Below are 546 nucleotides of genomic sequence, written 5' to 3' on the forward strand. Positions count from 1 at the left end.
GTGTTATGCCATTTCCGAAGCCATGCAACGTAACGGATTGGATAAAGATAAAATCACCATTCTTCCTCATGGCATTCCCTTACCGGCATTCGTGCCCTCCTTTCCACCTGTTATCAACGGAAAGATAAAGTTCTTCTACGTAGGTCGTATTTGTTATGTTAAAGGACTACATGTTCTATTACAAGCATTTTCTTTGGTGAATAACCCACACATCGAATTACATCTAATCGGCGGAACAGGAAACAAAACTGAAAGAAGATACGAACATCAACTGAAAACGCAATATTCTTCTGACCCTCGCATTATATGGCATGGTAAGGTCACCCCGGAACAGATATTTAATACTATCCAGAATTTTCATGTATTAATTCATCCCACTATCTGCTTAGAGATTTTCGGATTAAATATAGCTGAAGCATTAGCCATGGGGAAACCTGTATTGGCTACCCGATGCGGAGGAGCCGAAATGCAAATTGAAGAAGGGGTAAACGGGTGGTTGGTTGAGCCAAATGATGTAGAAGAACTTACCAAAAAAATACAGGAAAT

Annotated in this window: 1 protein-coding gene; it reads left to right on the forward strand. The window is 40.1% G+C overall.

Features of this window, described 5'->3' with window-relative positions; genetic code table 11:
- Positions 1 to 546, forward strand: a 546-nt coding sequence (locus tag QVP67_RS03430; RefSeq protein WP_288179860.1) for a glycosyltransferase family 4 protein, incomplete at both ends; no start/stop codon positions are given.

Source organism: Bacteroides sp. CAG:633, from assembly GCF_000435115.1.
Taxonomy (GTDB): Bacteria; Bacteroidota; Bacteroidia; order Bacteroidales; family Bacteroidaceae; genus Bacteroides; species Bacteroides ndongoniae.